Below are 22,514 nucleotides of genomic sequence, written 5' to 3' on the forward strand. Positions count from 1 at the left end.
CTTCGTCGACTCACTGATACTCGATGGTAAATGCCACTTTCGCCTGCACCGGCCCGGCCGCTATTGAATAGGCACTTCTGCATGATCGACTCCCTGTCACAGAACTACTTATAGGTGATGGTGAAATTTGCCGTGGCATTCGCTGCCCCTGGCTGCGGGCCGGTGGCAGCGGTGCTGGTCTGGATGTAGCGCGCACCGAATTGCAGATTGGTCACCCCGTCCTGCACCTGCGCCACCGGGACGTCCACGCCCAAGGGCAACGGGGTGCCGTCCTGCTTGAGTACCTGCACCGCCACGCCCTTGGCGGTGGAGGAGGAGTTCAGGCCGAGGATGCCCCCATCAGCGTTAATGATCGTCGAGCCTTTGGCGCCATCCAGACGGATATTGGCGTTATTGCCCTTGAAGTAGTTCCAGCTGGGGTTGTTGGCGTAGGTGCCCGCCAGGCAGCTGTTCAAGGTGATGCCAAACGGCTGGGTATCGGTGAACGTCCCTTTGCCGTTGAATACACGTTTTTCCCAGGACCGCATCGGCACTTCGATGATGTTGCCGGTGGCTTGGGGCAGGCTGCAGCCTGCGACCGTCACGCTGCCGTTGATAAAGCCTTTGACCCACTCCAGCGGCGTGCCGGTATCGTTGAGGTCAATGCGGTAAATTTGCAGGTTATTCAAATCGTGGCGCCCCGGCGCGATAGGTCCGGTTTTTACCAGATAGGCGTTGTTGTGAAAGTTGTAAGTGTAGCCACCCGAATTGCAATCGGTATAAACCCAAGGAAAACTCTCGCTGCTAGTCGCCAGACATAAGAACGCAGGTTTGGCGACGGTCCTTACGGCCACACCAAGGCCGGGGATATTGGTTTCGTAAATCGCACCTTTGATTGAATTGCCCGCGGCCACCGCCGCCATGGTTGGTGCCTTAGGCAGCAACATGACGGCCTCTACCGTGAGCGGCTGGGTCGGACAGCCCAGCGATAGCCAAGTGTCGACAATGCCGGGGCCGACTGCGGAGCCCAGCGGAGCATCCTGAGGAATATAGGCATCGCCGAAATCGTATGTGTTGACCGTCGGTTTTTTATCGAAGCACTCCGCCCACGCCGACTCCCCAAACAGCACCTGCGCCACACCCAACGCCAGCAGCGACGTCAATGTTTTGAACCCACCGAGGCGCTTTGCCCCGGCCTTTTTCGCGTTAGAAATCTTCATTTGCTTGGTACTCCACACACAGCATCCATCACCCGATAGCCATCGGTGACCGGTGCCTGACTTATATCCAGGCGGATCGCGCAACGTTGCGCGGCTTGCTCGCCCCATTTCATGGTGTAAGTCTTGCCGTCGCCCACCGACAGCAGCACTTGCCCGCCCTGCCCGACCACGCCGGCCACACCGTCGGTGTCATCCATCACAGTGGTGCCGAACGGCAGCAACGAGCCGTCTTGCAGGCGCACGTTGAGCAGGACTTTTTCCGAGCGGCTGGCGGCGAAGGTGGTCTTGACCACCGCGCCGCGACGCGGCGTCACGTTACTCACGCCCTCGGCAATGTCGACATTGGTGTCCACCGCGCTGGTGTCCACGGCGATACGGTTCTTGCGGTACGGTGTGACATACGGCACCAGGGCATAGCCCTTTTTGTTGGTGACGGTGCCCGGCGCGTTGAGCAGGCCCACATTCGGCGTGTCCTTGACCTCCACCAGCGCCACGGTTTCGCCCAGGGTCTGGCCGAACTCGATGCCATCGGCATGGCCGAGTACCGAACCGCTGGCGCTCACCGACGTCTGCTTGTAGCCCTGCCCAACGCTGACGCCGGCGCCCAACTGGGCGAACGGCGCGCGGTAACCGAGCAATACCGAGCCAGTGCTGCCGCGGGTTTCGCCGTGATTGGCGTCGACCGAGTAGTTGAGGTTGCCGTCGCGACCACTGAGCCCGGCGCGCTGGTCGAACGTGCCGTCGGTGTTGCGGGTGACGCTGTAGCTGCCGGTGTTGCGGGTTTGCCCGAACGGCATCGACACGGTGAACACCACTTGGTTGCTCTCGCCGAACGAGTCGGTCAGGGTCTTACTGGCGTAGACGCCGTAGGTCACGCCTTTGTGCTGAGTGTTGAACCCCAACTGCATCTGTTTATCGGTGCGGCTGGAACCCCAATAATTCTGTTGGCTCACGTTCAAATACAGCGAGCCGTAGCTGTCCAGGGCCTGGTTGATACTGGCCTCGACTTTGGTGCGCTTGCTGATACCGCCGTATTCGTTGGGCTGCTGCAGCGCCACCGCGTCACTGAAGTCCTGATAACCCTCGGTGGAATAGCGATAACCGGCGAAGCGTACCGACGTACCGGTCTCGAACGCCTTGCCGTAGCGCACACCGACACTGCGGCCCTTCTCGCTCGTGCCTTTGGTTGAAAGGCCCTGAGGGATGTCGGTCTGCGCCTGGGTCACGTCCAGCGACACCGCGCCGAGGCTGCCCAGGCTCTTGCCTACGCCCACCACGCCGGCACGATAGAAATCCGCACCGAGCAGGCCGCCGTATAAAGTCAGGTCAAATGGCAGCCCGTAGGCCAGCGAGCCCTGCACGAAAGCCGGGCGGGCACCGCCGGATGAGTCGTTGTACTCGCCCACGGTGGCGCTGTAGCGCCACGTCTTCTCACGCAGCATGTTGCCCAAGGTGGCATATGGCTGGGTGAAGCGGCGCTCACGGCCGTCGGCTTCGGTGATGATGATTTCCAGATCACCGCTGCCACTGGCGGCGTTCAGATCGTCGATTTCGAACGCACCCGGCGCCACGTAGGTGGTGTAAAGCGAATAGCCGTTCTGGCGCACCTCGACCTTGGCCTGGGTGTCGGCAATGCCACGGATCACCGGGGCGTAACCTTGCATCGAGTCGGGCAGCATGCCCATGTCGGATGCAATCTGTGCGCCGCGAAACGGGATGGTGTCGAACACATCGCCCGGGGTGAAGCTTTCGCCCAGGGTCAAGGTGCCCTTGATCGCAGTGAGGTCACGTTGCGCATAGGTGTTGCTGCGCTGCCAGGAGCGTTGGCCATGGTTGTCCTGGCGGAACGAAGAGCTTGAGCGAAAACGCCAGTCGCCCAGGTTGAAACCACCGTTGGCGTACAGACTGTATTGGCTGCCGTGGCCCTGGGCATCGCTTTGGGTCTGAGCCGCCGAAAACTGGTAGTTGAGCATCGCGGCATTGATGCCACGGTCCCAATCCTGCGGCGCCACGTAACCGGCGGCGTCGCGGCGCAGGGCAATCTGCGGCACACTGATGTCCAGGGCCAGGCGATGGGCGTCGAAGCTCACCGAGGCACCTTCGATCATGCTGGGCAAATCCACGCAGTCCGGCAGCGCCTCGCCCGGCTTCACGAAGGCCTCGAGCTTGATTCCCAGGTCCTTGAGGAAGGCTTCGGACAGGCACGCTTTAACGTCACCGCTGGCCGCGTCTTTGGCGAACGTCATGTCCCGACGGTCGAAAAAGCTCTGGTTCAAACGCACCAGCACCGGGTAAATCCCTGGGCCGATTGTGCCGTTATTGGCGATGGCATCCAGGTCGAGGTTAGGCCCGGCGTTGGCGCCGCCGAAACTTTGCATAAAGCCGGAATCGAATTTATCGCCACTGTCGGCCTGTGCCACGCTGCCCAGCAGCGCACTGAGGACGGCAACACACAATGGCAATGGCACCGATGGAATCGACGAACGTGGCGTGGTGAAGGTGGCGCTTCGCATAACGATACTCGACAAGCAGCCCCCGCGAAGTCACAGCGGCGAGCAGATTAAAAAAAGGGCGAAAGTGCGGCGTTAAGGCATGTTGCCCAGCGGGGCGGTCAGCGGTTCGGCGTACCCGCCAAAGTCGTTGATGAAGCTGAACATCACTTCACCGTTGTTGCCTTTAAAGCCCGGCAGTGCAAAACGCTGGGTGCTCATTGGCGCAACCATCTTCGGCTCCACCACTTCCACTTGCTGTGGACCGGCGCTGACTTTCACCGCGATAAACGACACGTGATAAGCGCTGGGGTTGTTCACTTGCAACGCGGTCTTGCCGTTGTCCTGCACCAGGCTCCAGCGCAAGGCGTTGGGCGCGTCGTAGGCCGAGCCGGGCAACTTGGCCGGGCGATAGAACAGTTTGATGCGGGTACGCATGGCCACTTTCAGGGTGTTTTCATTGCCTTTGCCGGCCACCGGGATTTCCTGGGCGTTGAAATAGAACACCGACTCACGGTCTTGCGGCAGCGCGCCTGGCACCTTCTGGATGCGCACCATTTGCTCTTTGCGCGGGTCCAGGCGGAACAGCGGCGGCGTGGCCACGAACGGTGTGGTGGTGGTGTTGTCGTCGGCCGCGGTGTTGATCCAGGTCTGCACCGCATAAGGTTGCGCGGTGGTGTTGCTGACCATGATCGAAGCGTCGCGCTTGTTGCCGTCGAACACGATACGGGTGCCGCCGAGCATCACGCCGGCCTGGCCGGCAGTGCTCAACAACACACTGCCCAGTACTACGGCTGCCAGGGGCAACCGCTTGGAAAAAAGGGATAGAGCGTGCATCTGATTCATCCTCCTGCCGCCCGGGGCCAGGCCCCGAGGCGTGTGGGACGACAGCCGCGCGTCTCGCGGCTGTTCATCGGCCGACTTACTGGTAGTCGACGGTGAACGCAGCCTTGGCGTTGGCCGGGCCGGAGGTCGCCGTGCCGGTGGCGATGTAGTTGGCTGTAAAGCGCAGCGGTTGGGTCAGGTCCAGGTACGGAGCGGAGCCCAGCCCCAGTTGCACGTCGTTGCCGTCTTTATCTTTGATCTGTACAGCGACATTGCTGGCGTGTCCGGCGTCCGGGGTGATGCCAATCCATTGGCCGCTGGCGCTGGCGGTGCCGCTCAGGGACAAGAACTTGACCACCGCTTTCTTGCCAGTGACGCTGCAGCCTGGGGCGGTAGTGTCGATGGTCAGGGTGAACGCGCCACCACCAGCCACGGCACCGGCAGTTGCCAGGGAGCTGGCAGGGACGCTGCCCAGAGACACGTCGCCGGCGCCGGCCGAACCGTTCAGGTCGCTGACCACTACCGGGCACGTGTTGTCGGTCACACTGCCGACGAAGTTGATTTCGCCGTCAGCGGCCATGGCAGCCTGAGAACCAGCAGCCAGAACCAGAGCAGCGACCAAACCTTTGAGAGCAAACTTGTTCATTTTCATATTCCAGATAAGAGAGATGTGGGGAAGCGTGAGTGCTTCGATTCGTCGTGATCGCATTGCCGCCCGGGCGGTGTATTGTGCGTCTCAACGGGGCTCATTATCTGGAGGGGGGTACCCTTTCCACGTAGGACTAATGCCGCACGCCTGTAGGAATTTTCCTAGCGCTATTTAAAGGGCAACACGCTTCAGACCAGCTCATTGCGCCGCGCGAAGGCGGCCAGGCACACCACCGACTTGACCTTCAGCTTCACGATCAAACGGGTTTTGTAGTTGCTCACGGTCTTGATGCTCAGCAGCATGGACGCGGCGATTTCCGGGTTGCTCAAGCCCATTGCCAACTGCTGCAGGATGGCCAGTTCTCGATCGGTGAGGCTATGGATCAGCTTCAGGTCCTGGCTCTGCACTTCGCTGCGCGCCACCGAATGCATGCCCAGGTTGGGAAAGAAGGTGTAGCCGTCCATCGCTGCCCGCACTGCCTTGACCAGGTAGTTGAGGTCGTCGGCCTTGGAGATAAACCCGGCGGCGCCGGCGCGCATGCTGCGCATGGAATAGAACAGCGCCGACTGCGAGGTCAGCACCAGAAATTTGCATGACAGGCCCAGGGCGCGCACGCGGGCGATCACTTCCAGGCCGTCGAGACGTGCCAGGGTAATGTCCAGCACCATCAGGTCGGGCCGATGCTCGCGCGCCAGTTGCACCGCGTCGGCGCCGTTGTCGGCCTCGGCGACCACGTTGAACTGCTGCTGTTGCAGCACCATCCGCACCGACGCGCGAATGCACGGATGATCGTCCGCCACTATTGCTTTGAGCATAAGCCCCTCTCTGAATCGCCGCCCCGGCAACGGGGCTCAGTAGTAAACGATCTGCACCACCATCACCGCGTCGAACGGCCCGACTTTGGGGTCACCCAAGGGCACCAGGGTCGCGTTGAACGGCACGTCGATATGGCTGACGTCCGCCGCGAAGTTGGCCAGGGGAAACGGTTCGTTGATCGGCACCTGGTTGTTGCGCGCATCGCGGATCTCGATGCCGAACTGGCTGTCGCTGGCTGGCAGGATGTAGTCGCCTTGCACGCTGTTGCTCAGGAACGTCGCACCGATGTTGAGCGCGCTGCTGCATTTCTTTTCCAGTGCCAGGCTCAAAGGTTTGGTCGGACGCGGCGGCGAGAAGCCTGTGGACGACTTGCCGACCGCGCCGAAGTCGACGATGCCCGGTTCCGGCGTAACTTTAACGTCCACCGTGCAGGCCGTGCCGACGATGTTCTGCAAGCCACTGAGCTGGAACCGAAAGTTGCCGAACGGGTTACTCGGCCCACCGTTAAGGCCGTATAAACCGTCGAACTGGAATACGTCGTAGGTGTCCTGGGATGGCCGTTGCAACGGCAGCAAGCCGCGCTTGCGGATGACCACCTGGAACGCAATGGTCGGGTTAACCAGGGAACACGCCAGCATGTCTTCGGCGCTGTGTGCATCCGGGCAACCAGGGGAAACAAACCCGCTGTCCACACCTTGTGTGGGGTTGGCACTCCAGTCACCGTCCCAGGCCGTCACCTGCCTGTACACCAGGCCGAACTCGATGCCCCATGGCGTAGCGTCGAGGCCTGCGGGGTTACCGTAAAAATAGATCGGGTCGTTTTCAGCGTAGTGAATATCGAATTTCTTCCAGCACTTGGCAGAAATCACATGGGTCTTGGAGCGCCAGATGATGGTGCCATCGGGCACCGTGTCCGGCACCGAAACCGGGCCGATATAATCCGTCAGGTAGCTGCCATCGCTCAGCGACGTGCACTGCATTCCCCAACTGACCTGGGCGCACAACAGCAGCAATGCGGCCAGGCACAGTTTGCCAAGCGTCATGGTTTGACCCCGGTGCAGGTTTCTCCGGCGCATTTGAACAACGTGTCTGACTGCCCGCCGAAGTCATTCATGTTGGAGATGCGCAGCGTCTTGAAGCTCGTATTCGCCAAGGCAAAGCGTGCACCGGAAAACGGCGCGATCATGGTCGCAGGCAGCGGCACCGAGGTTTTTTCCTCTCCCGTCAACAGACCGACCACGGTGATATGGAACGGCGAAGGGTTGTCCAGCAGCAGTTGCTTGCCGGCGCTGTCGATCTTCACGTTCAAACGCAAGGCCAGATCTTCGCCACGCTCGCGCTTGACCACCGCCGGGCGGTAAAACAGCTTGATCTTGGACTGTAAGGCGATCTGCATCGCGTTCACCACCTCGGTCTTCGGCGGAATCTCGCGCACATTGAGGTAGAACACCGATTCGCGATCCTTCGGCAACCCCAGCTCCGGCAGCTTGACGATGCGCAGGATGCTGCTCTCGTTGGCCTCCATCCGCTGCAACGGTGGCAGCACCATGAACGGCGCGGTGACCTTCTGCCCCGCTTCGTTCTCGATCCAGGATTGCACCACGAACGGCAGTTGCGGGTTCTTGTTGCTCAGGGTCACGCTCACCGAGGGAGCGCTTTCCTCAAACACCAGGCGGGTACGGTCGGGGACCACGGCGGCATTGGCCAGTAAAGGCGCGCTGGCGAGCATGGCCAGGACCAGGCGGGTAAACAGGCGGTGTGCGTTTACAAAGGAAGTAGGGTGCATGGTGTTTCTCCAAAAAGTTCAGGTTCGCGCCGCTATGGCGCGCGATTCAAAGGCATTGCACAGGCTTGGGAATATCGGTGAGGGCTTGGTCCGTGGGCAGCTTGCCCACTGCACAGTGCTCGGTGTCGTTCCAGCGCACGACCAGGCGGATGTCGGCGCTGATCCCCAGCAGATAGGTCACACCGCCCTCCCCTACGATGCCCAGCTCACGGTTGTTCTGCGCGTCCTGCACCGAGGCGCCGAAGGGCACCGGGCGGCCGTCGGAGCGGGTCAGCACGATGTAGGCGTTAAGGCCCTGGCGCGCGGCGAAGTCGACGTAGCCGATCGCACCCTCGGTCAACGCCAGCCGCTGCACAGGGTTGGAAACCTCGGTGTTGAGCGGCAGTTTTTCCATGTTGATGCGCGCGTCGTAGCCCTGGAACGACGGCACACCATCCAGTACGGCATAACCGTTTTTGTTCGAATGGACCTGACCGGTCAGCGCCACGTCCGGCACACCATTGGTGGACACCAGCAGCCGCGTGTCACCGTTGATGCCGTTACCGTGGGCCGATACGCCATAGCGGGTGGCGATCAACGAACTGTCGATTTCACCGGTGACCGAGCTGTAGGTGCTGCCGTCGGTGGACACCGACGCGTTGGCGCGGTACGTCGACGTACGCTTGCCCACATAGGCGTTGACGTAGCGGTTATCGCTCACGCCGCCGTACACCTGATAGTTCAGGCCATCACCATCGTCGTGGCTGTAGCCGACACTGCTCGACGCCCCGCCGCTGCTGGAGCGCTGCATGCTGCTGGAGATGGTCGAATTGCCGCCCAGGGGCACGGTCACGCCCAGGTAGATCTGCGAGTCGTAGCGCCGACTGCTCTGGGATTGGTACGCCGACAGGTTGACGTTGACGTTCCTGACGTTACCCACCGAGAAACTGCGCGCCAGCGTCAGCCCGAAGCGTTCGGTCGGCGAGGCGTTCCAGTAGGTGGAGTGGTCGTAGGAAAGGGTGGTCGACAGCCCCGAGAATCGCTTGGAGAGCATCACCGAATAGCGCTGTTTGCTGGCATTGGACGCATAGGCGTCCGGGTCGCCCACAAACTGCGAAAAGTTGGTAAAGGTACGGTCGGAAAACCGGTAGCCCAGAAAGCGCAGGTCGGTACCCAGGCTGTCGAAGTGCTTGGAATAGTTGATGCGGTACGAGTTGCCCACCACTTTTTCGCCACTCCAGCGCAGCTTGGCACGCGAGGTGGTGACATCGGCGGACAGCGCACCCAACGCACCGAGGTCCTTGCCCACGCCGACTGCGTTCGACAGGTAGTCGGTAGCCGCCAACACGCCGCCATAGACCGTCCAATCCAAAGGCAAGCCATAGGCCACTTCCGAGGCGACGAAACCAGGCTCGATACTGCCGCTGCCGTTTTGGCGGGGCTCACCGGCGCTCACCTTGTAGCGCAACTCGCCGGCACGGGCCAGGAACGGCACGGCGGCCGTGCTGACGCTGAAGGTTTGCTCGGTGCCGTCTTCCTCGCGCACGGTCACGTCCAGTGTGCCCTGGGCGCTGCTGCCCAGGTCCTGAATCGTGAAGGCGCCAGGAGTGACCGTGGTCGAATACAGCACACGACCCTGTTGCGACACCGTGACCCGCGCATTGGTGCGCGCCACCCCATTGATCAACGGCGCATAGCCACGCAGACTCGGCGGCAGCATGCGGTCGTCACTGCTCAGGCTGACGCCGCGCAGGGCAAAGGTGTCGAACACGTCGGAGTTCAGGTAATCCTCGCCCACCGACAATTTCGAGCGAATCGACGGCAGCGCGCGGTAGGCATACAGGCGGTTGAGCTGGAACGCCTTCTCTCGCTCGCCACGGTCCTGGGTTGTCGACTCTTGCTGGGCCTGGTAGTCGGCGCGCAGGCGCCAGGCGTCGATATTCACCCCGGCGGTACCGTAGCTTTGCAACGAGCGCGAACTTCCCGAGCCGCCCGCACCCCAGGTCTGCCGGTTGTTGGCGATCACGCGGTAATCGAGCATCGCCCCATCGAGGCCATCGCTCCAGGCGGCAGGCGGGATGTAAGTGGGATCGTCATACTCGAATGCAGCCTGAGGCAGGCTGATCGCCAGGCGCGCGAGGTTTTTCTGGTATTTGACGCTGGCCCCTTCGATGCCGCTGAGGTCGACACACTGGCCGTCGGCCAGGCGCGGTAGACCTTTGAACACAGCCGGCTTGAGGCCAAACGTGGCCACCCATGCTTCGGGCAGGCAGGCATAACTTTCCTGCCCGCTGGCATCGGCTTTGAATTCAACGGAACGGGTGCCGAAATAACGCTGGTTGACACTGGTGTCCAACAAGTAAGTGCCAGGCACTGTGTATTGCGCACGCGTGAACTGACCGAGGCTGATATCGTCATTATTGTCGATATTCAGAAACTCGTTATTGAACTCCACGGCATAGGAATACTGCGCAGCGGAAGTTAATAAATAGATCACGATAAGTTTGCGGCAGTACACGGAAAGTACCCTATCAATTTGTTTTGGCAGGCAAGAAAAAAGGGGCTTTCACCCCTTTTATCCAGAGCTGCTTAAACCGTTGAATCAGTTGTAAGCAACGGTGAAGTTGGCGACGCTGTCTGCTTCACCGGTGGTTACGGAAGCGGCGGTGGCTTCGTACATGGCAGCGAAACTCACTGTGTTGTTACCGTTCAGCAGCAAGGTCGGAGCAACCTGCTCCTTGCCGTTTTCCAGCAGTTCGCCGGCACTGCTCTGCAGGCGGATACCGACGTTCTGAGCCAAACCGGTGGTGGCGAACAGGGCCGGAACAGTTGGATCAGTGGTGCCAGTGAAGGTGAAACGGGCGTTCTTGTAAGTCGTGGTATCACAATCGGTCAGGACGATGTCGAAGCCTTTCGGCTCCGAGCGGTCGGCAATTTTCTTGAACCGGTTGGAAGGCACCTGGCCCAATGGCACGGTCTGGTCCAGGGAGTTGGCATCAATGCCGCATGCGCCGGAAACGATTTCACCGGTAAAACGTATAACACCTGGGTTGCCGGTTGGTGAAGACGCCGCGTTGGCGAAAGAAGCAAGGCTCATAACTACGGTAGCGGCGGTAACAGCGACAATCTTTTTCATTTAATGTTTCTCAGAGAAAGTAAGTGATCGGACCAGTTGGCCTGGCTTCGCAACCTTATCGGTAGTGGCAACTTCACTTATTTTAAGCACAAGTGCTGAATCGACGACTGAAGCCGAACAACTCCATCGCGCTGGTTATCCCCATAACGCTTTAATGTTCAACCAGCTTTCGAAACAGTGATGCCGTACTGACTTAGTAAAGAGGCCTGAGCAATGTTGCTCCGAGGAGAATAATGCGCGATGGGACTTACCGCTCTCGTAGGGGTTTTCTCTTCGAGATGTAGGAATTTTCCGCAGGACAATTCAATCGCGATCAGCTCACCCAGATTGACGAAACCTTGCGCTGAAGCGAGCAAGCTTGTTTGCGCGGGGCGCGCAGCGGCCCCAAACCGGACGGCTGGGGTTTATCGCAGAGAACACCGTTTAAAGATGCGGCTCAAGCCGTTCTTTCAAACGTTCCATCGCGCCCAGCAACAGGTCGACGGCTTCGGGCAGTGTCGCGGCATCAGGGCTGTCACAGGCCACTTCCAGGGCTTCGCAGCAACGGATCAGTTCCTCGGCGTGGATAATCCGCGCGCCGCCCTTGACGCGGTGCGCCAGGTCGGCCAAGCCCGGCAGATCGTGCTGGGAAAACAGCAGCATCAGGCGCGCCATGTCTTTGTCATTGCTGAGCATCAGGTCGTTGAGCAGGCGACTGATGGACGCGGCGTCGCCTCGCGTCAGTTGGCGCAGGCTGGTCATCTCGATACTGTCCGGAGCGTCATCACGCCGTGACGGCGGCTGTTCTTCCAGCGGCGGCAGCTGCGGCAGCTGCGGTGCGACAGAGGCCAGCCGTGCGCTGAGGTGCTTGAGGCTGATGGGCTTGAACAAACAGTCATCCATACCCGCAGCCAGGCAGCGATCTTTTTCCTCGGCCTGGGCATTGGCCGTGAAGCCAAGAATCAGGCACGGAGCCAGCTCACGGCTGCGCTCATCGTCACGGATCGCGCGGGCCAGTTCGTAGCCGTTCATGATCGGCATGTTGCAGTCGGTGATCACTACATCAAACGGGCGCGACAGCCAACTGCGCAGCCCATGGGCGCCATCCTCGGCGTCCTCGACCCGGTGGCCCAGGTAGCTCAGCTGCTGAATCAACAGCAGGCGGTTGGCCGGGTAATCATCGATAACCAGAATATTCAGCGGCCGCCCAGGCGCCTGGACCTCCAGCGCGGGTGGTGCGACTTCAGTCAGCGGTGCCATCACCGTCAGGTTCAACTGCACCACCACCTGCGTGCCCCGCCCCACCACGCTGTGCAACTGCAGTTCACCGCCCATCATTTCGCACAACGTGCGGCTGATCACCAGACCCAGGCCGGAGCCGCCGTGCAGCGACTGGTTGTTGGAATTGGCCTGGCTGAACGGTGCGAACAGGCGTCGCTGATCGGCCTCGGAAATGCCGCAGCCGGTGTCCTCGACCTCAAGGGTGATACCCAGGCGCTCATGTTCGGCGCTGCCATTGACCCGCACGCTCAATCGCACCTGGCCGCTCTCGGTGAACTTGATCGCGTTGCTCAGCAGGTTGGACACCACCTGTTTAAAGCGCATCGGGTCGATCAGCACATCGCAATAGGTGCCGGCATCCAGCTCCAGCACCAGGCGTAGATGTTTCTGCCGTGCCACGCCATCGAACACCCGCACCACCGACTCAAGCAGTTCGCGCAGGTTGGCGCGCTCCGGGGTCAGCGACAGACGCCCGGACTCAATGCGCGCGATGTCGAGGATGTCGCCGATCAGGTCCAGCAGACCGCGGGCCGCGCCTGAGGCCACCTCGATAGCGAAGCGATCCATCACGCCCTGGTCGGCTTTTTTCAAGGCCATTTCCAGCATGCCGATCACCGCGTTCATCGGCGTGCGGATTTCGTGACTCATGGTCGCCAGGAAGATGGTCTTGGCGCGGTTCGCATCGTCGGCGCTCTGCTTGGCGCTTTGCAACTGCGCCAATAAGTGCTGACGCTCGCTGACATCAATCCAGCCGGCGATCATCCCGGCCACTTCACCGTCGTGGCCGCGGTACGGCAGGATCCAGTGATAAATCGTCAGCACACGCCCGTCGGGCATGGTCAATGGTCGATCATGGGCCTGGGAAGTACCCTTCTCCATCGCCTCCAGGTAATCGCGGTGATAGTCGGCGGCTTCGCCGATGCCCCCCAGGCCGCCATCGATCAGGGTTCTACCGATCACCGTGTCACGCTCGACATTGAAGACTTGCAGATAACCGGCGTTGCAGATCACCAGCCGCCCCTGACGGTCGCGCACGTAAATCGGGTTGGGTGTGCCGTCGATCAACACCCGCATGAATTCCATCTGGTCATTCAGCGCCAGCTCCGCCAGTTCGCGGCGCCGCACCTGGCGACGTAAGTACGCGATCCAGGCGATAGCCAGCAGCAGCAGGACACTGGCAAACACGAAGCCTTGGATAATCGCGCTGCGATGACGCATCCAGTAGCTGTCGTCAGTCAGCAGTTCACCGCGCCAGTTGTCGCTCAGTTCATCCATCTCTTCGGGGCTGATGCTGAGCAGGCCCTTTTCAAGGATCGAATAGAGTTCCAACGCACCCCGGTCGGTGGCGAATGCCACGCGGGCCGGCTCGGTGCCGACGGTGCTGCCGATCTGTAAACGGTCGCGGTATTGCCGCGAGATCAAGTAGCGCGCGCTGACCAACGAATTGATCGCGCCATCGGCGCGGCCCTGGGCGACCATTTCCATGGCGTCCAGCGAGCTTTCGGCGGTGACCGTGCGCACCTCGGGAAAGGTCTCGTGCACGTATTGCTGCAACAGATTACCGCTGATCACCGCCAAGCGCTTGCCGGCCATCTCATCCAGGATGCGCGGCGCACCATCGCCCGCCGGCGTTACCAGCACAAACGGCACGGTCAAGTAAGGCCGGGTGAAGCGCAGCTCGCCTTCGCGCTCGGAGCTGGGGGTGAAAGCGGCGAGCATGTCAGCCTTGCCCGTAGCCACCTGGCTGACCAGGTCGTTAACCGAGTCAAGGTGCACCACATCGAACTTGAGCCCGGTGCGCAGGCTGATCTTGGCCAGCACATCGGCGCTGATACCACGAAAACGCCCGTGCTCATCCAGAAAAGTAAACGGCAGGAAGTTCTCGTTAATGGCGACCTTGATGCGCGGATGTTTTTTTAACCAGGCGTACTCGTTACGGCTCAAGTCGAGTTTCTGTTTACCCAATACCGAAGTCCCTCCCGCCCCCCAGCGACGCAGGATCGCCATGCGTTCGTTGGTCGGAATTGCCGCCAGAGCCTTGTCGACCACCTGCACCAGGGCGGCATTATGCGGCGCGAAGGCGAACGCGAACGGCTGAACTTCCATGCGCGAGAAGTCCGCCAGCTGCACATTATTGAGGTAATTTTTGCTGATCAGGTAGTTGGAGGTAATCGCATCGCCCAAGTACACATCGGCCTGGCCGAACGCCACGGCACCGAGCGCGCTGAGCGCCGAGGTGTACAGGCGGATATCAGCCTTCGGGTAGTAATCCTCCACAGCCTTGGGCGGCAGGTAATTGTCCAGCATCGCCACCTTCATGCCGGCGAGGTCATCGCTCAGCACCGGGGCCTCGCCCTCACGGGTGACCAACACCGGTTGGTCGTCGGCATAGGCGCTGGACATCAGCAGCGCTGCATCCTGCGCCTCGTACCCGTTGGCGCCGCCGACCATATCCACCCGGCCCTCTTTGAGCGCCGTCAATGCCTCGGTTCGCGAAGGGTAACGATGGACCACCACCGGGGTGTGCAGCAATTGCGCGATCAACTGCGCATAGTCGGCGGTGAGACCTTCATAGTCGCGGCCGCTGACGCTGATGCCGAGGGGGGGAAAGTCCGGCGCGGAGGTCCCCAGCACCAGGCTGCCCTTCTGACGCAGCAACCGCCATTCCTGCTCATTGAGCTGGACCTGGTAATCCTTGACGTCGGAACGGCCGAGTACCTTCAACACCATCGGTTCCTGATCGGCCCGTGCCGTCATCAACAGAAACGGTGCCAGCACCACTACCAGCCAGCTGCGCAGTAATGAGCGCATCTAGATCAGGTTATTGCGCTTGGCGAAATCGGCGAGGTACACCACCGATTTCACGTTGAGCTTTTCGATCAGCCGAGTTTTGTAAGTGCTCACCGTTTTGGCACTCAACAGCAACCCGTCGCCGATTTCCTTATTGGTCAAGCCGATGGAAAGTTGCTGCAAAATCGTCAACTCACGGTTGGACAGGCTCTGGATTAAGTCCAGGTCGGTGGCGTCGGTGTCTTTACGCCGCACCGAGCTGTTAGGCAGGTCCGGGAAAAACGTGTAGCCGCCCATCACCGCCTTGATTGCCTTGACCAACTCATCCAGGCCGTGGGTCTTGGAGATATAGGCCGCAGCGCCGGCTTTCATGCAGCGATTGGAATAGAACAGCGGCGACTGAGACGTGAGCACTAGAATCTTGCTGGGCAGCTCCAGTGCGCAGATGCGATTGATCACTTCCAGGCCGTCGAGCTTGGGCATGGCAATGTCGAGGATGATCACATCCGGGGCGTGCTCGCGTGCCAGCTGCACGGCGTCGGCGCCATTGTCGGCTTCCCAGACCTCGCCATAACCTTCCTGCTTGAGCAGCATGCAGACCGAAGAACGAATGAAGGGGTGGTCATCCACCACTAATGCTGTGTTCATTTGAACCCCTGTAAGGCATCACTAAAACTGGCCATGGGTACGACAGGAATGCGCAAGCGTGCAGGTTGAACGCGGCAAACCTTATCGCACAGCCGACAGCCAAGTCGCCATAAGCTGTAGGAAGTATCGTCGCTTTTCTGAAGAACCTAAACTTTCTTTAAAACCGGTGCCGGCAGCGTCTCCAACCATCGCAGGAAAACACCCGCATTCATCGGCAATGCCAGGTGGTAACCCTGGCCGATGCGGCAGCCCATGGCCGTCAATGTGTCCTGCATGGTCTGGCTGCTGACCCCTTCGATCACCAGTTCCATGTGCAACGCACGGGTCAAGGCCAGCGCGCCCGCCACTACGGCGCGGCTGCCGGGGTTGACCAGGTCGTGGATCACCGAACCGTCCAGTTTGAGCTGGTTGAACGGTAGTTGACCGAGCATCTTCAACGACGAAAACCCCATGCCGAAGTCATCCACCGCCAAGGAACAGCCGAGCATGCGCAGGCACACCAGGTTTTCCTGGGTGGCGGGTTTCAGGGCCAACAGGCCGTTTTCGGCCAGTTCGAAGGTGAAGGACTCACCGGGCAGTTCATGCCACAGCAAGGTGCGCTGGATATGCTTGACCAGTGCCGGGCCGTCGAGCTGCGAGGCGTGCAGGTTGAATGACAGCTCCAGATCGATCCCCTGCAGGCGCAGTCCCTGCAGCAGGCCCATGGCCTGGTCGAACAATTGCTTGAACATCTCGTCGATCAGGTTGTATGCCACCATCCCCGCCAGAAACACCTGGGGCAACAGCACGCCTCTGGACGGGTGTTCCCAGCGCACCAGCACTTCGGCGCCCGCCAATTGCCCGGTGTCCATGACGCGTTTGGGTTGGTACCAACCACGAAATTCCCCCAGGGCCAGGCCCAGGCGCAGATCCGCCTCACTGGGCAGCTCCATATTGGCGAGCGAGGCACTGCTCCCAGCGTCGGCGGGTCGACGGTACTGGCTCAGCACTTTGTGTAACGAACGCAGGCTCAACGGGCGGTCGAAGACGCCGATCAGCGCCAGGCCACCGAACGACGGCATGTGCCCCAGTGCACGGCGAATATCCGGCGGCGTATCAACCGCCAGAATCAGCGCTTCGGCCAGGCCTTGCTGACTGACTCTGTCCAGAAACTCCAGGCCCTGGCGATCGCGACCGGTGATGTCACACAGCACCACATCCACTGCGCCCTGTTGCCGTAAATGCATCAATGCCTGATCGCCATCCACGGCCAGCACCAGATCGCGCGCTCCCAGACGCTGGAGCATCTTAACCAGCGCACTGCGCTTGAAACCTGGGTTCTCAACAACCAGCACACGTGGATAAGCCATCGGCTCAAGTCCCTTGGCAGCGAACAGTGTCTAGATGGCCAGCGCCGAATGGGCGCACGAAGAATCTGTATTGGTCGTAGGCAGCGAGTTCAGATCGTAGATGTAGGCGCTGCGAATATTGCGGCTGCGCCGGATAAAGTCAGCCATGTCCACACCGGCTTCGGTCGCCAGGGAAGCATTGACGATGACCAGGTCGAAGATCCAGGCATCGGCCTGGGTCAGCACGTCAAGTTCGTGGTAAGACGCTACCGGCGCGATGCGATACTGGCCCAGCAGGTTCAAGCGTTTTTCGATCAGCAGCCGTTGGCTGTGACGTTTGTCGGCGATCAGTATCCGCAGGCGTTGCATGGTCATGGCAGTCGGTTCCCGCACAATGAATGGAGTGGTCGTTTGCTTACAAGCGATAGGCCATCCTAGGCAGGGACCGGCTCAAACAGAGAAGGAAAACGCCCGCAACCGTGTAGGGCTTTTCCTACAGATTGTTGGATGGCGATGGTTGCCGTTGCAGCCATTGCAGAAAATTCGCTTCATTCATTGGCCGCGCGTACAGATAGCCCTGACCCACTTCACCACCCAGGGCCAACAATTGCGCGCGTTGCGTCGGGGTTTCGATGCCTTCGATCACCACGTTCATGCCCAAAGCGTGACCGAGGGCCAGGGTGCCACAGATCACCGCTCGGCAACGTGGCTCGTCGTCCAGCGTGCGGATGAACTCACCATCAAGCTTGATCTCGTTGAAGGGCAACTGGCACAGGCGCTGCAACGAGGAAAAACCGGCGCCGAAATCATCGATGGACAAGCGGCAGCCCATCATGCGCAAGCGCACCAGGTTTTCCAGGTTGGGCACGGCAGCCTCCAGCAGCCCGACTTCCGTCAGCTCAAAGGTCAGGCACGAAGCGGGTATGGCATGCAGACGCAGGATGCCCTTGATGGTCGCCACTAACGCAGGGTTGGCCAACTGCGACGCGTGCAAGTTGAAGGCGGTGTTTACCTGGAGGTCAAGTTCGCGCAGTCGACGTTGAAAGCTCAGCACCTGATCGAGTTGCGCGAACAGCAGCGTATCTATCAATTCCAGGCGTTCCAGCACCGGCATGAAGGACGCCGGCGTCACTACCCCCAATGTCGGGTGCTGCCAACGGCACAATATCTCCGCCCCGCAAACCTCGCCGGTCAGCAGATTGAATTTGGGTTGATACCACGGCTGGAACTGCTGCTCGGCGATGGCGGTGCACACCTGCTCCTCGGTGGCCAGCCACACTTCTGGTCGCGCCTGTTTACTCACCGATGAATTCAAGTATCTGTTGATCAACTGCCGCAGCACATCACACGGCAACGGTTTGCCTACATCGCCGAGCAAATCCAGCCCTAGGATTTTGATGATCTGATGGATCGACCGACGCAGATCGGCGGGCAGCGAGCTGCTGATAATGATCGACTTGACCTGCCCTGACACACCTACCCGCTTCAAGAACTCCAACCCGTCCATGCCCTCCATTTGCAGGTCGCACAGAGCAATATCCACCCGTCCGACGGCATCCAGCACCGTTAACGCCTCGTAGCCATCGCTGGCTTCGAACACCTCATCACAGCCGAGGGAACGCAAGAGGTTTACAGCGACGGAGCGCTGAAAAACATGATCTTCGAGGACCAGAACGCGAAGCGGTAAACGGGACATGGGCGGCGGCTCTTGGGTTGGACGGTGCAAGTCTGCGTGCGATCGGGCTCTATTTGCGCATGAAAAAGCCTTTCTGCGTGTAGGAAAATTCCCAGCAACATCACCATGCTCCAAGCGGACGTTATTCCGTCATCAATGGGCATCATAGTAAGAGGCTCGCCAGCGCCAGGAGCCCATCAATGATTCGCAAAGCACTCCCCTGCGACGCCCCGGCGATCGCCCAGGTGCATATCCGCAGCTGGCAGCACGCCTATCGTGACCTGATGCCTGCCCACTACCTGGACTCCCTGGACGCAACCCTGGCTCGCCGTGAAACACACTGGCGACGCGCGCTTGAGTCCGAGCAGTCATGCGTATGGGTCGCACAACTGAACGAGCAAGTCATTGGTTGGATCTGCGTCGGCGCCAGCCGTGACGAAGATTCTACCGGGGGCGATGTGGGTGAGATCGAAGCCCTCTATGTCATCGCCAGCCATTGGCACACCGGCGTCGGGCTGGCGTTGTGGAACGCCGGTGTGCGGGCGCTGAAGGCACAGGGCTTTAAGCGCGTGACACTTTGGGTCCTGAGCGGTAACGAACGGGCTCGGCGTTTTTATCAGCGGGTGGGGTGTCTAGAAGAAACCGGCAGTCGGCGCCCGCTTGAACGGGGTGGTGCCAGCCTGGCAGAGGTGAGATACGGCTTCTCCTTACACACAACATAACGCTGTGGTGGCCACAGAGAAGCTCTAGAGATTGCCCCGCCGCCCCGCCCAACCTTATGCTCGAACGCTCCCCGCTCACCCGCACCCGGAGCCGCCATGGACCTCGCCACCCTCGCCCTCTTCCTCCCCGCCTGCTTTGCGCTGAACATGGCGCCCGGCCCGAACAACCTGCTGTCGGTCAGCAACGCGACGCGCTATGGCTATCGCACCTCGTGCCTGGCCGGCGTCGGCCGCCTGTTGGCGTTCGCCGGGATGATCGCCCTGGCCTCGGCCGGCCTGGCGGTGGTGCTGCAAACCTCGGAGCTGCTGTTCTACGTGATCAAGCTGCTCGGCGCGGCGTATCTGTTGTATCTGGCGGTGCAGCTATGGCGCGCCAATCCCGAGGCGCCGGCCGACTCCGCGACCGCCAAAGTCGGCGTGTGGGTGCTGGCGCGTCAGGAGTTTCTGGTGGCGGCGGGCAACCCCAAAGCCATCCTGATCTTCACCGCCTTCCTGCCGCAATTCGTAGTGCCCGATCAGCCCGTCACGCCGCAATTCGCCGTGCTCGGCGCGATGTTCCTGGTGCTGGAATGGATTGCTATCTGCCTCTACGCCTTTATGGGCCTGCATATGCGTCGCTGGTTTGCCGAGCCGCGTGGCAAGCGCTGGTTCAATCGCTGCTGTGCAGGGTTGTTGTCGGCGGCGGCGTCCGTGTTGCTGATGGCCCGCCGGGCGTAAAGCGCGTGGTCTAGACTGTGCCCACCCCTTCACGGCGGAGACCGATCATGCCCAGCAAAAATACCGTCTGCCTCTGGTACGACGGCACGGCCGAAGACGCCGCGCGCTTTTACGCCAAGACCTTTCCAGACAGCGGCGTGGACGCCGTGCACAAAGCGCCCGGCGACTACCCGTCAGGTAAGCAGGGCGACGTGCTGACGGTGGAATTCCGCGTGATGGGCCTGCCGTGCCTGGGCTTGAACGGCGGGCCGATATTCCCGCAGACAGAAGCATTTTCGTTCCAGGTGGCCACTGACGACCAGGCCGAGACGGATCGTTACTGGCACGCGATCATCGACAACGGCGGCCAGGCCAGTGCCTGCGGTTGGTGCAAGGACAAGTGGGGCGTGTCATGGCAGATCACGCCGCGGGCGTTGACCCAGGCGATTACCCATCCCGACGCCGCCACCGCCAAGCGCGCCTTCGACGCGATGATGGGCATGGGCAAGATCGACATCGCCGTCATCGAAGCGGCGGTGAACAGTCCCCAGCTTGGCAAAAAAATCTAAAGATCAACCTCCGGCGGCCGTCACCCTGGCATCCCCGAATGGACTCAATGAGGCTCATGTGCGCGTTTTAACTTCTGTATTGCTTGCCGGTGGCATCGCCAGCCTGTCCGGTTGTGTCACCCAGTCCGGCAAGGTCGAGCAGATGCTCGCCGACACGCTGGCCCAACCGCTGGTGGAAAACAGCATCGTGCGCGAAGGCGACCTGCTCAGTTTCGAGCTGCTGATGCCCGACTCCACCGGCGGCGTGCGGCGCACCATGCAGTTCGAGGCGGCGTGCTCGACCAGGCAATTGCACCTGCTGTACCTAGATGGCTCCCAGCGCGTGTACCCGCTCAAGGCCGGGCGCTATACCGAGGCGCGCAAACTGTCTGACACGCTGTACACCGCGTTGGCCGCCAACCAGACATTCGTGCGTGCCTGTGCCGAAACGCCAGCACCGGACTGGCGCCTGGTCCAGACCGATGCGCGCGATAACTGGGTGCTGCTCGACGCCGCCAGCCTCAAGACCGTGCAGGGTGAAACCCGTTTCTGGGCCGCCTTCGATAACCCGACGGTGCTCAATGACCTGCCCTATGACGCGCCCTATGCGCAAAAACGCCAGCACTTTGCGGTGTCCTGCGCCAGCGGCACGTACAAGGAACTGGCCGGCTACGACCTGGACGTGCGCAACCGCGTGAGCGATGGCCGCGTCGACAGTTTCCCGACGCCACAACCCATCGCCGGCAGCGACGCCGACTATGTATTGCTGTTCAACACGGTGTGCGCCAACCCCGAAAAAATCGCCAAGCTGGCGCCCTTCAAGCCGCGCCTGAAAGCGCCGGCGATCATCGCCCTGTCGTCGGTGCAGCCCCAGGTGCTGGCCGCGCTTGCGCCGTTCAACCAGGACAAGCCCGCGCGCACCTTGAAGTACGTGCACTTCACCGGCACATCGACCCTCAAAGGCAAGACGTCCAACAGCACCAGCGAGCACTTCATCAGCCAGGACAAGGCCAGTGGCCAACTGCAGATCGTCCATCGCGGCGACGGCTATGAGTCCCAGTCGGTGAGCTGGCGCAACCTGGTCTCGCTGGTATCGAAGACAACGTACGGCGGCACCGGCATGGCCGAAAGCTCGACCTTGACGCAGTTGAGCTTGACCGGCAATTGGAAAGCCTTGCCCGTCGGCGAAACCGTGGTCTACCAGACCACCCGCTCGACACTCAACAGCCTGGTGGGCAGCTATAACAAGGTGCAGACCAACCGCTGCGTCGTCGAACGCCAATTGCCGGCCCGCGAACTCAACCCCAACCTGCTGGGGAACGCCAAGGCCTTGTCATGCCGCACCGATGACGATAAGTACAACCGCGTCGAACATCTGTACTACCTGAGCGATTACGCCTACTTCTACGAATCGAGCACGGACAAGAACGAGTTTTTCTACGCCGATACGCGCATCGATAAGTTCGAATAACAGGTAACACTTCAGCGTCTGGCTTTGGGGCCGCTGCGCAGCCCAGCGCAAGCAAGCTTGCTCACCACAGGGAAGCGCGGTGCGACCACTCTCTGTGGTGAGCGGTTTCTTGTGTTGAACGGGCCTTTTTAGTGAGCAGTCCTTTTGTGGTGAGCAAGCTTGCTTGCTCACCACAGGGGAGCGCGGTGCGACCACTCTCTGTGGTGAGCGGTTTCTTGTGTTGAACGGGCCTTTTTAGTGAGCAGTCCTTTTGTGGTGAGCGGGCTTGCCCCGCGCTGGGCTGCGCAGCGGCCCCTCCCATCCACCGTGTACTTTCAGGTAAACCCCACCGCCTGGCTTTGGGGCCGCTGCGCAGCCCAGCGCAAGCAAGCTTGCTCACCACAGGGAAGCGCGGTGCGACCACTCTCTGTGGTGAGCGGTTTCTTGTGTTGAACAGGCCTTTTTAGTGAGCAGTCCTTTTGTGGTGAGCGGGCTTGCCCCGCGCTGGGCTGCGCAGC

Annotated in this window: 18 protein-coding genes; 4 read left to right on the forward strand and 14 right to left on the reverse strand. The window is 60.8% G+C overall.

Features of this window, described 5'->3' with window-relative positions; all coding sequences use genetic code 11:
* Positions 1–104: 104 nt before the first annotated feature.
* From G7025_RS07635 to G7025_RS07700, 14 genes are all read right to left on the reverse strand, one after another.
* On the reverse strand, positions 105–1,199 hold the full coding sequence (locus G7025_RS07635) for a fimbrial protein (RefSeq protein ID WP_181077836.1): 1,095 nt from the start codon (positions 1,197–1,199) through the stop codon (positions 105–107).
* Positions 1,196–3,712: a fimbria/pilus outer membrane usher protein gene (locus G7025_RS07640; protein ID WP_181077837.1), complete on the reverse strand. Its 2,517-nt coding sequence runs from the start codon at positions 3,710–3,712 to the stop codon at positions 1,196–1,198. Before G7025_RS07640 ends, G7025_RS07635 begins: the two co-directional genes overlap by 4 nt.
* A gap of 72 nt (positions 3,713–3,784) precedes the next feature.
* Positions 3,785–4,525 (reverse strand): fimbrial biogenesis chaperone, encoded by a 741-nt coding sequence (locus tag G7025_RS07645; RefSeq protein ID WP_181077838.1) that lies wholly within the window; start codon positions 4,523–4,525, stop codon positions 3,785–3,787.
* 85 nt (positions 4,526–4,610) lie between these two features.
* Positions 4,611–5,159: a fimbrial protein gene (locus G7025_RS07650; protein WP_181077839.1), complete on the reverse strand. Its 549-nt coding sequence runs from the start codon at positions 5,157–5,159 to the stop codon at positions 4,611–4,613.
* A gap of 191 nt (positions 5,160–5,350) precedes the next feature.
* Positions 5,351–5,977: a response regulator transcription factor gene (locus tag G7025_RS07655; RefSeq protein ID WP_181077840.1), complete on the reverse strand. Its 627-nt coding sequence runs from the start codon at positions 5,975–5,977 to the stop codon at positions 5,351–5,353.
* Positions 5,978–6,013: 36 nt separating this feature from the next.
* Positions 6,014–7,021, reverse strand: coding sequence for a fimbrial protein (locus G7025_RS07660; protein ID WP_253507900.1), 1,008 nt, complete (start codon positions 7,019–7,021; stop codon positions 6,014–6,016).
* A complete protein-coding gene (locus G7025_RS07665; RefSeq protein ID WP_181077842.1) occupies positions 7,018–7,764 on the reverse strand; it encodes a fimbrial biogenesis chaperone in 747 nt (248 codons plus the stop codon). Before G7025_RS07665 ends, G7025_RS07660 begins: the two co-directional genes overlap by 4 nt.
* 46 nt (positions 7,765–7,810) lie before the next feature.
* Positions 7,811–10,240 carry a fimbria/pilus outer membrane usher protein gene (locus G7025_RS07670; protein WP_308811961.1) on the reverse strand — a complete coding sequence of 810 codons (2,430 nt, stop codon included), beginning with the start codon at positions 10,238–10,240 and terminating at the stop codon, positions 7,811–7,813.
* 105 nt (positions 10,241–10,345) lie between these two features.
* Complete coding sequence (locus tag G7025_RS07675) at positions 10,346–10,879, reverse strand: fimbrial protein (RefSeq protein ID WP_181077844.1); 534 nt, start codon at positions 10,877–10,879, stop codon at positions 10,346–10,348.
* A 423-nt stretch (positions 10,880–11,302) separates the two neighbouring features.
* On the reverse strand, positions 11,303–14,950 hold the full coding sequence (locus tag G7025_RS07680; RefSeq protein WP_181077846.1) for a transporter substrate-binding domain-containing protein: 3,648 nt from the start codon (positions 14,948–14,950) through the stop codon (positions 11,303–11,305).
* Positions 14,951–15,577: a response regulator transcription factor gene (locus G7025_RS07685; RefSeq protein WP_181077848.1), complete on the reverse strand. Its 627-nt coding sequence runs from the start codon at positions 15,575–15,577 to the stop codon at positions 14,951–14,953. It lies immediately after the preceding gene.
* Positions 15,578–15,723: 146 nt separating this feature from the next.
* Positions 15,724–16,926 (reverse strand): EAL domain-containing response regulator, encoded by a 1,203-nt coding sequence (locus G7025_RS07690; RefSeq protein WP_181077850.1) that lies wholly within the window; start codon positions 16,924–16,926, stop codon positions 15,724–15,726.
* Positions 16,927–16,956: 30 nt separating this feature from the next.
* Positions 16,957–17,280 carry a hypothetical protein gene (locus G7025_RS07695; RefSeq protein ID WP_181077852.1) on the reverse strand — a complete coding sequence of 108 codons (324 nt, stop codon included), beginning with the start codon at positions 17,278–17,280 and terminating at the stop codon, positions 16,957–16,959.
* A gap of 118 nt (positions 17,281–17,398) precedes the next feature.
* Positions 17,399–18,601, reverse strand: a complete 1,203-nt coding sequence (locus G7025_RS07700; protein ID WP_181077854.1) for an EAL domain-containing response regulator — start codon at positions 18,599–18,601, stop codon at positions 17,399–17,401.
* Positions 18,602–18,780: 179 nt separating this feature from the next.
* Here G7025_RS07700 and G7025_RS07705 point away from each other — a divergent pair, with 179 nt between their 5' ends.
* The 4 genes from G7025_RS07705 (at position 18,781) to G7025_RS07720 (ending at position 22,017) form a co-directional block, all read left to right on the forward strand.
* Positions 18,781–19,302: a GNAT family N-acetyltransferase gene (locus G7025_RS07705; RefSeq protein ID WP_181077855.1), complete on the forward strand. Its 522-nt coding sequence runs from the start codon at positions 18,781–18,783 to the stop codon at positions 19,300–19,302.
* Between the two features lie 96 nt (positions 19,303–19,398).
* Positions 19,399–20,019, forward strand: coding sequence for a LysE family translocator (locus tag G7025_RS07710; protein ID WP_181077857.1), 621 nt, complete (start codon positions 19,399–19,401; stop codon positions 20,017–20,019).
* Between the two features lie 47 nt (positions 20,020–20,066).
* Positions 20,067–20,567, forward strand: coding sequence for a VOC family protein (locus tag G7025_RS07715; protein WP_181077859.1), 501 nt, complete (start codon positions 20,067–20,069; stop codon positions 20,565–20,567).
* A gap of 58 nt (positions 20,568–20,625) precedes the next feature.
* Complete coding sequence (locus G7025_RS07720; RefSeq protein ID WP_181077861.1) at positions 20,626–22,017, forward strand: hypothetical protein; 1,392 nt, start codon at positions 20,626–20,628, stop codon at positions 22,015–22,017.
* The last annotated feature ends 497 nt before the right edge of the window (positions 22,018–22,514 follow it).

Source organism: Pseudomonas lurida (assembly GCF_013522705.1).
GTDB classification, from domain to species: Bacteria; Pseudomonadota; Gammaproteobacteria; order Pseudomonadales; family Pseudomonadaceae; genus Aquipseudomonas; species Aquipseudomonas quebecensis.

Excerpts from the sequence above, each read along its gene's own strand:
- G7025_RS07635 (WP_181077836.1), bottom strand. The coding sequence starts at position 1,199 with ATGAAGATTTCTAACGCGAAAAAGGCCGGGGCAAAGCGCCTCGGTGGG.
- G7025_RS07705 (WP_181077855.1), top strand. The coding sequence starts at position 18,781 with ATGATTCGCAAAGCACTCCCCTGCGACGCCCCGGCGATCGCCCAGGTG.
- G7025_RS07650 (WP_181077839.1), bottom strand. The coding sequence starts at position 5,159 with ATGAACAAGTTTGCTCTCAAAGGTTTGGTCGCTGCTCTGGTTCTGGCT.
- G7025_RS07660 (WP_253507900.1), bottom strand. The coding sequence starts at position 7,021 with ATGACGCTTGGCAAACTGTGCCTGGCCGCATTGCTGCTGTTGTGCGCC.
- G7025_RS07665 (WP_181077842.1), bottom strand. The coding sequence starts at position 7,764 with ATGCACCCTACTTCCTTTGTAAACGCACACCGCCTGTTTACCCGCCTG.
- G7025_RS07645 (WP_181077838.1), bottom strand. The coding sequence starts at position 4,525 with ATGCACGCTCTATCCCTTTTTTCCAAGCGGTTGCCCCTGGCAGCCGTA.
- G7025_RS07680 (WP_181077846.1), bottom strand. The coding sequence starts at position 14,950 with ATGCGCTCATTACTGCGCAGCTGGCTGGTAGTGGTGCTGGCACCGTTT.
- G7025_RS07690 (WP_181077850.1), bottom strand. The coding sequence starts at position 16,926 with ATGGCTTATCCACGTGTGCTGGTTGTTGAGAACCCAGGTTTCAAGCGC.
- G7025_RS07695 (WP_181077852.1), bottom strand. The coding sequence starts at position 17,280 with ATGACCATGCAACGCCTGCGGATACTGATCGCCGACAAACGTCACAGC.
- G7025_RS07655 (WP_181077840.1), bottom strand. The coding sequence starts at position 5,977 with ATGCTCAAAGCAATAGTGGCGGACGATCATCCGTGCATTCGCGCGTCG.
- G7025_RS07700 (WP_181077854.1), bottom strand. The coding sequence starts at position 18,601 with ATGTCCCGTTTACCGCTTCGCGTTCTGGTCCTCGAAGATCATGTTTTT.
- G7025_RS07715 (WP_181077859.1), top strand. The coding sequence starts at position 20,067 with ATGCCCAGCAAAAATACCGTCTGCCTCTGGTACGACGGCACGGCCGAA.
- G7025_RS07640 (WP_181077837.1), bottom strand. The coding sequence starts at position 3,712 with ATGCGAAGCGCCACCTTCACCACGCCACGTTCGTCGATTCCATCGGTG.
- G7025_RS07710 (WP_181077857.1), top strand. The coding sequence starts at position 19,399 with ATGGACCTCGCCACCCTCGCCCTCTTCCTCCCCGCCTGCTTTGCGCTG.
- G7025_RS07675 (WP_181077844.1), bottom strand. The coding sequence starts at position 10,879 with ATGAAAAAGATTGTCGCTGTTACCGCCGCTACCGTAGTTATGAGCCTT.
- G7025_RS07685 (WP_181077848.1), bottom strand. The coding sequence starts at position 15,577 with ATGAACACAGCATTAGTGGTGGATGACCACCCCTTCATTCGTTCTTCG.